8 protein-coding genes and 1 pseudogene are annotated in these 7,169 nt (G+C 42.9%); 8 read left to right on the top strand and 1 reads right to left on the bottom strand.

The window, feature by feature from the left end; all coding sequences use genetic code 11:
- The first annotated feature begins 75 nt into the window (after positions 1-75).
- The 7 genes from DDR33_RS24315 to DDR33_RS24345 all read left to right on the top strand — a co-directional run bounded on the left by DDR33_RS24315 (position 76) and on the right by DDR33_RS24345 (position 5,501).
- Positions 76-1,293, top strand: coding sequence for a hypothetical protein (locus DDR33_RS24315; RefSeq protein ID WP_109418404.1), 1,218 nt, complete (start codon positions 76-78; stop codon positions 1,291-1,293).
- 3 nt (positions 1,294-1,296) lie between these two features.
- Complete coding sequence (locus DDR33_RS24320; protein WP_146198853.1) at positions 1,297-1,851, top strand: hypothetical protein; 555 nt, start codon at positions 1,297-1,299, stop codon at positions 1,849-1,851.
- Positions 1,852-1,873: 22 nt separating this feature from the next.
- A complete protein-coding gene (locus DDR33_RS24325) occupies positions 1,874-2,824 on the top strand; it encodes a fibronectin type III domain-containing protein (RefSeq protein ID WP_146198854.1) in 951 nt (316 codons plus the stop codon).
- Positions 2,825-2,826: 2 nt separating this feature from the next.
- Entirely contained in the window at positions 2,827-3,321 is a 495-nt protein-coding gene (locus tag DDR33_RS24330; protein ID WP_109418407.1) for a hypothetical protein, read from the top strand.
- A gap of 4 nt (positions 3,322-3,325) precedes the next feature.
- Positions 3,326-3,955, top strand: coding sequence for a toxin-antitoxin system YwqK family antitoxin (locus DDR33_RS24335; RefSeq protein ID WP_109418408.1), 630 nt, complete (start codon positions 3,326-3,328; stop codon positions 3,953-3,955).
- A gap of 48 nt (positions 3,956-4,003) precedes the next feature.
- Positions 4,004-4,237, top strand: a complete 234-nt coding sequence (locus DDR33_RS24340; protein ID WP_109418409.1) for an HTH domain-containing protein — start codon at positions 4,004-4,006, stop codon at positions 4,235-4,237.
- A gap of 313 nt (positions 4,238-4,550) precedes the next feature.
- Positions 4,551-5,501: a SlyX family protein gene (locus tag DDR33_RS24345; RefSeq protein ID WP_146198855.1), complete on the top strand. Its 951-nt coding sequence runs from the start codon at positions 4,551-4,553 to the stop codon at positions 5,499-5,501.
- Positions 5,502-5,514: 13 nt separating this feature from the next.
- Here the strand turns inward: DDR33_RS24345 and DDR33_RS24350 are convergent, their stop codons facing one another.
- A complete protein-coding gene (locus DDR33_RS24350) occupies positions 5,515-6,204 on the bottom strand; it encodes a hypothetical protein (RefSeq protein WP_109418411.1) in 690 nt (229 codons plus the stop codon).
- A 107-nt stretch (positions 6,205-6,311) separates the two neighbouring features.
- Between DDR33_RS24350 and DDR33_RS24355 the strand changes: the two are divergent.
- Positions 6,312-7,169: pseudogene (locus tag DDR33_RS24355) on the top strand (hypothetical protein); the annotation flags it as partial.

Genomic DNA, 7,169 nt, shown 5'->3' on the forward strand with positions numbered 1-7,169 from the left:
TTTCGGTAAATAATAATTAAAAATATAAAAACGGCTGAAAGCTGATTGCTGACGGCTGATAGCTATAAAAAATCTATGTCTTTGACTTCTTCCATAACAAGTAATACCAGCTGTACTGGCCTGGAGCTTCGGATGCAGGCAGATGGGAGCTATTTGGGGAAGGTATGCGCCGTTTCGGTCAGGAAAAATCTTTTGAACATAGATCAGAAGGTTGAGGTAGCGGGAACGTTAGATACTATTTTGAAGAAGATACCGCGTGACAGGCCATTGGCGGTGACATTGACGGGGAAGGGCATTTTGACGAGGAAGATTGCTGGTGGGACTGGAGATGAGGAAAGATTATTGAATGAAGCTTTCCCTAATATCAAGACGGATCAGTTTTATGTGCAGGATTTCGAAGGAGAGGAAGGTGTATTTGTTACGGTGGTAAGAAAGGATGTTGCTGATACTGTGCTGGCAGCCTTTGACAGGGAAGGGCTGGCGGTTCTGACGATAACCGCGGGGCCTTTTGTACTCTCGCATATCCTGCCCCAGCTTAATACTTATGACAATGAAATCTGTATTGACGGACATCTGATCCATTATACCAAAGACTGGAAGTGGGAAAATTACAGGTTTGAATCTGGAAGAGAAGCGGAGTTTCCTTTTAAGATCGGGATTGAACCCCTGGCTGAAGGCTTTTTAACATCTTATGCAACGGCCTTTCAGTTTGCATTGAGGGATCGGCTTCAGCCGGTAATTCTCAGAGTGCCTGCAGTAGAGGAAACCCTGGGAGAGTTTGATCAGAAACAGCGGTTTAATTTGCGGCTGTCAGTAGTGCTGGGCAGTCTTTTTATCCTTTTGTTGGTTAACTTTCTTTTATATAGTTATTATAATTCAGAAAATGAACGGCTGCTATCAAAGGTAAGTCAAACTTCAGCTAGTATGGACGGTATTCAGCAACTGGAAAAGCAGATAACTGTCAATGAACGGCTACTGAAGGAACTGGGATGGAATAAAGGTATACGAATGGCATGGCTTGCCGACCAGATTGGGCAGACTATTCCTTCATCTCTTCGCTTACTTGAGCTGGGCGTCAACCCGCTGGATCAAACTGAGAGCAGCAGGCAGAGAAAAGACATATACAGCCCGGGGACGATCAGGATAAGAGGAGAGGCTTCTGATCCGACCGCAGTAAACAACTGGATTTATGCGCTTAAAGAGCGGAAATGGGTGAAACAGGTAAACTTGGACAGCTTTTCTCCCTCCCAGAATAGCGATAAGCAGGAATTCATGATCACTATAAACTACTGAAGTATGCTAAAGACCCTTACATGGCAAATGAAGAACCGGCTGCTGACAGCCGGGGCAGTGGTTTTATTGCTTCTTTCATGGCCTCTGGCACTTCGTAAAACAAAGGATGCCATCCGGTTGAACCATGAACTGAGCCTGAAAAGCGAGCAGGCCACCGATCTTTCCTATAATCCAGGTTATCTGCGTGATAAAAACCAGATGCTGGACCATCTGGTTTCACAGTATCGTGCCGATTCTGCCGGATGGAAAGATGAGCTGTGGCTGAAAGCATCGGGGATAGCGTCAGCCAGGGGTGCTTCTGTAGCTTATACACCCGGTCAGCTAAGAGTGCAGGCGGATACATCCTCCGCTGATATACTGAGGCAAAGTATTTCCTTTGGTGGCGATTACCGTAAGCTGGTGAGTCTGCTGGATACGCTGGAAAAGGTCAGGGAAACAGGATTTGCCAGTTCCGCCAAATTTGAGACGCAGAAGAGCCGGAATGTGGAAGAGAGTGATAAATTGTATATGAAAGTGGTGTTTGAAGTAATCAAGAACAAAAAATCAAAGGAATTATAATATGTATCTGGAATTAAAAAGAATGAAAGGGCTTATGATGACAGCCGGGATACTTATTCTGGTGTGTCTTTTCACTTCCTGCAGTGAGTTTATTGAAGAGTCTATAGAGGACGAAACGGTGCATTTGAATGCTCCTGCCGACAGTGCGGAGAGCAATAAATACCTTCAGTCGTTTTGGTGGGACCCGGTTGAATATGCACGTTCTTACCGCATACAAATTGTCAGGCCCTCTTTTGATCACGCGGAAGAGCTTATCCTGGATTCTCTTACCAAAGACGCACATTATAGTTATACCCTTGAACCCGGTACCTACCAATGGCGTGTAAGAGCGGAGAATAGCGGCAGTAAGACTGGCTACAGCACTCATACTCTCATTGTTCATGAAGCCTCTCTTGGCAGGCAGCAGGTACAACTGAAAAGTCCGGCTAACGGGCTTGTCAGCAACCAGCCGCCATTTGCCATCTCCTGGTACAGCCTTTACGGAAGTACGGAATACCTGCTGCAGATAGACCGCAGTACGGGGAATTTTGCTAATGAACAGGATCTTCTGGTTAATACGGAAATCCAGAATACGGAATATTCCTTTAACCCGACAGAAGACAGAAGCTATATCTGGAGGGTGAAAGCGAAAAACGATACGGCAGAATCAAAGTGGTCGGCGGTCTATTCGTTTGCTTACGATGGTACTCCGCCTTCAAAAGTAAGTTTGCGTTCGCCCGTAAATGCCGTAAGCGTCAGTAGTCCTGTTACCCTGCAATGGGATGCTCTTAGCGATGCAAAAAAATACCAGTTGAACCTGATGAAAAGTGATTCAAGCCCTTATGGCCCATCTTTCCCGGTAACGGTGACCGGCACCAGTTATGTATTTACTTCCACGAACAGGGGAGAACAGGTACTCTGGCAGGTAAGGGCAATTGATGCCGCCGGGAATGTAGGCCCATACAGCGATGTCAGGAACTTTACGGTGCAATAGGCATGAAGAATAAGAAAATGACATATGTTCTGATCGTTTCTGTAGCGGCAGTATGGGGTATTATTTTTTACCGGATCTATACAGCAGCTGCGGGCGATGAGGAATATGTTCAGCCTGCAGCTTATTCTAAAACTACTTACCAGTCACTGGACGAATATCAGTTAAAAGACACAGCTAAGCTTTCACTGAACTACAGAGATCCATTTTCGGGCCAGGCTGCAGTGCCCGAACCTGTGGTAGCTGAAAATCAGAATGCGAAGCCATTTATCGCCAGCGCACCTCCGCCCCCTCCGCCCGTCAACTGGAGTATCATTCATTATACCGGTTATATCGTAAATTCAGGACTTAAGAGAATGGTGGCTATTATGAACATTAACGGGAAAGAGTATATGCTGAGTGAAGGCCAGAAGGCCGAAGGTGTGACTCTCCTGAAAAATTACCGTGATTCGGTGAAAGTATCTTATCAGAATAAAACGAAGTATATAAGAGTTGAGTAATTCTATGAAACCATTTTTCCTCATATTCCTGTTTTCTCTCCTGGTGTTGCCCGGGTACTCCCAGTACAGTGACATTATTATCAATAAAGTGACGATCAACAATCCGGGAGAGACTATTTCGGCATCGGTAAAACCTCAAAAGGGCAGGGTTCGTACTGATCCTGATAAACAATATACCTGGTATAGTGCCGGAAAACTGCATGTTACGCAGGGTGGTTTCAGTGGGAAATTGCTTAACGGACCTTACTCATCATGGTATGAAGACAAGAACCTGAAGGAAAAAGGTGAGTTCCGTGGAGGGCTGAGGCAGGGGACCTGGAACACCTGGGCAGAAAATGGAGTTTTGAGAGAAACCGTAACCTGGTGGGCTGGGGTAAGAGACGGGAAATTCAGTGAATATGATAGTACTGGCAAGCTGCTGAAAAAGGGAAGCTACCGGAATGGATTGCTTCACGGGGATCTGTGGACATATGTTTCGAAGGATAGCAGTACGGTAAGTTACTACAGGAACGGTAAACCGGCGGTAAAGAAAAAGATAAAGTTGAATGTGAAAAAGCTCGTACCTGGATTTTTGAAAAAGAAGGATGTAAAGAAAGATAAACCAAAAGGGGAGAAACGAAAGATTGAACTTTAAATCCTGACTGTATGTGAGAATTATCTGAATAAACTAATACCCTAAGCAATGTTAACTGAAATGCAAGATCGCCTTGAGGTGATCGACTATCTCATTAAGTCTAAATCAACCGGCACACCGAAGAGATTCGCTGAACGCCTGGATATTTCGGAAAGGAGACTTTACGAGCTCCTTAATGAAATGAGGGAACTGGGAGCCCCGATAAGCTACAACCGGTACCGCAGTACTTATTATTATAAGGAAAAAGGCGGGTTCAGGTTGGGGTTTATTAAGGATCGATAAAAGAAAGTTACGACGGAACAACTTTCTTTTAATCCATCATAATATCGTTGTAGTTCCTGCCGGAGCCGCATTTACTTTATTTCCCGCTGGTATTCATCAAGCGTCAGGCTACCTGTATAGATATATTTTGTACCTGGGGACGTTATAATTTGAGTTGGAGTTTGTGCTTTGATGTTCGTAACGAAAAAAAAGAAGATCAAAAGAAGGGAATAGTGAGTTGTCGAAAGGAGAGCGCCGGATTTTTTAATAAGGATCTCACTGCGGTGAGATTGCAGTGGCGGAACTTATTTTCGCTGCTGAAATGAAAAAATTTATGAAGAGTAAAATCTCATTAAAGATCTATAGCGGCTGTTTTATTCTTTTATGCTGCTTTTCCCTCCCGGTCCGGTTGTTCTCGCAAACATCGTTAGGAACAGAAGCGGCCACCATGTTAAATACAATCGAATACTATAATCACACAGAATCGGAATGGATAAAGATCTTCCGGATATATAATCATAATGCAAATATGGGGGTATGGGGAAAAGGTGGCGTTTCCGGGAGAGTTTATTTTGTCGATTATCAGGGTGAAGGAGGTAGTTATATCGATTTTTCTTTTCCCCAGTATATATCAGAGGCTCAGTTACCCGTGCTTACGTTGAGCGGTAACTCTGCGGATGATATTTCCTGGTATGCACAGAAGTTCTCGGATGATACAGGCCATGAATATTATGATGTATTTATAAAAACACCGGCACATCATCTAGGGCTGACTTTTTTATTCAGGGGTGCGGATTACGATCATTTTGGTTCAAAAGTGGATCAACCTTCTGGAAATATTGTCTGGAGCTCGGTGAGTAATCAGAAGGCTATTACTTTTTTTTCAGGAAATGGTAATGTTGGTCTCGGTACATTGAGCCCTGCCGAAAAACTGTCGGTAAACGGAAACATTAGAGCTAAAGAAGTTAAAGTAGAGACTGCAAATTGGCCGGATTATGTTTTTTCAGAATCTTACGAAACACCTGACCTGTCAGCGATTGAGTCATATATTCAGGCTAATAAACATCTCCCTGAAATTCCGTCGGCTGATGACGTGAGTAAGGGAGGCATCAATCTTGGAGAAATGAATTCGAAGCTACTTAAAAAGATCGAAGAACTAACCCTTTATATGATTGAAAAGGATAAGCAGGTAAATGATCTCAGTAAGATGCTAAGGGAGCAGAGCCGGCAGATAAGTGACCTAAAAGGACAACTGGACTTGTTAAAGCAACTTTCGGTGAAGTAGGCCATTAAGCTGGTTATAGGCCTATTTTTTTCTTTATTTCTTCAATTTGTCGGGCTTGTTCAGAAATCTGCTTGTCTTTCTCAATTAAGAGGAGCGTTAATTCTTCTATTTTTTTAAGCATCTTAGCGCTAAGATCGCCCAGGTTAACTCCTTCAGAGTGAACATCCTGTGCAGGTGGTATTTCCGGTAAATGATTGTTTTCTTTTATGAAATTTTCTAATTCCGGAAGCGTGGGTATCTTGTATCCTGGTTTAAATACATAGTCTGGCCAGTTCTGGTTTTCTACTTTAATTTCTGTGGCTCTGATATTACCATAAACAGAGAGTTTATCCTTTGGTAAGTCAGTACCTATCCCGACATTCCCATTTCCGAGAATAGTCATTAAAGCAGTATTGTTCTGATAAAAAGTATATTTATGAGAGGAAGTTGGTATTTTTAGATATAACTCGTAGCCAGCTATCCCGAGACCATGGAAATCGGTGTTGGTTTCGTTGTTGTAGACTGCCAGTTTATCGCCCAAACCTCCGCCAAGATTCAATTTGTTGAACTGATTTGTTCCGCCAATTCCAATATTTCCATCGAAAATAGCACCTGTTGATGTCGTGTTGCCCCTTGATGTGACAGTTTGCAGAGTTTCTTGAGAAAAAACGTCTAATGTGAAAATTGATAGACCCAGAAGAAGATATACGGATGTTGTTTTCATTTTATGTTTCTTTATTAAGATCAAGCCGCTAATATATTGTGCTATACTGCGGTTATACTGCAGTGAGTGTTTTTATTTTCGGCGCTTAACAAAAACATAATTTTACAATGAAAAAACTCCTGCTTACTATTTTGCTGTTTACCTCTACTACTTTCTTGTTTGCGCAGTTAAGTCCTTTTGGCATTTTGTTAAAAGAAACAGATTTGGTGCCCGCAGATGGGGCGACCCTGGTTTCAGATCCTTCAGCGCTTGACGGAAATGCGCTTTTTAAACCGGCTACTTCAGCTAACACTTTCTGGTATGGGCCTTACAGAGCATTTGAGACAGGATCGTATTTAATTCAATTCCGGTTGAAGGTTTCCTCTAATGTCTCTTCAAATGTGTTATTTACAATTGACGTTGTAAGTGGCTATGCCGGTGTTAATGGTAGACTATACGGGGCACTTGACATACGGCCGGATATGTTTCAAAATAGCAATGAATGGCAGCTTTTTACCATACCTGTACAACTTCCAAGCGGTATACCGGATATTGAACTTCGGGGTATAAATTTTCGTTCGGGTATTTGCGATTTGTATTTTGATTATGTAAATATTATTCCTGGTAGTGTGAGTGGTTTTTTTTCGAATCAATTTACGGTCACTCCTAAAGGGAATGTCGGAATTGGAACGCAAAATCCGCAATCCAAGTTTACGGTGGCCGGAAACATTCATGCGAGGGAAGTTAAGGTATCTGTGGATGCCGGAGCGGATTATGTTTTTCATGAAGACTATCCACTTCGGCCGATCACGGAACTCGAAACTTACATCAGAGAAAACAAGCATCTTCCTGAAGTTGCATCCGCAAAGGAAATGGAAAAGGATGGCATTAATCTGAGTGATATGAATATTAAGCTTCTTAAAAAGGTTGAAGAACTGACACTTTACCTGATCGATGTAAATAAAAAAGTGGAAGTCCTTCAAGAG

Source organism: Pararcticibacter amylolyticus (genome assembly GCF_003130405.1).
GTDB classification, from domain to species: Bacteria; Bacteroidota; Bacteroidia; order Sphingobacteriales; family Sphingobacteriaceae; genus Arcticibacter; species Arcticibacter amylolyticus.

What these genes read in the sequence shown, in the direction of transcription:
- DDR33_RS24315 (WP_109418404.1), top strand. Translation starts at nt 76, where the DNA reads ATGTCTTTGACTTCTTCCATAACAAGTAATACCAGCTGTACTGGCCTG.
- DDR33_RS24330 (WP_109418407.1), top strand. Translation starts at nt 2,827, where the DNA reads ATGAAGAATAAGAAAATGACATATGTTCTGATCGTTTCTGTAGCGGCA.
- DDR33_RS24340 (WP_109418409.1), top strand. Translation starts at nt 4,004, where the DNA reads ATGTTAACTGAAATGCAAGATCGCCTTGAGGTGATCGACTATCTCATT.
- DDR33_RS24350 (WP_109418411.1), bottom strand. Translation starts at nt 6,204, where the DNA reads ATGAAAACAACATCCGTATATCTTCTTCTGGGTCTATCAATTTTCACA.
- DDR33_RS24345 (WP_146198855.1), top strand. Translation starts at nt 4,551, where the DNA reads ATGAAGAGTAAAATCTCATTAAAGATCTATAGCGGCTGTTTTATTCTT.
- DDR33_RS24335 (WP_109418408.1), top strand. Translation starts at nt 3,326, where the DNA reads ATGAAACCATTTTTCCTCATATTCCTGTTTTCTCTCCTGGTGTTGCCC.
- DDR33_RS24325 (WP_146198854.1), top strand. Translation starts at nt 1,874, where the DNA reads ATGAAAGGGCTTATGATGACAGCCGGGATACTTATTCTGGTGTGTCTT.
- DDR33_RS24320 (WP_146198853.1), top strand. Translation starts at nt 1,297, where the DNA reads ATGCTAAAGACCCTTACATGGCAAATGAAGAACCGGCTGCTGACAGCC.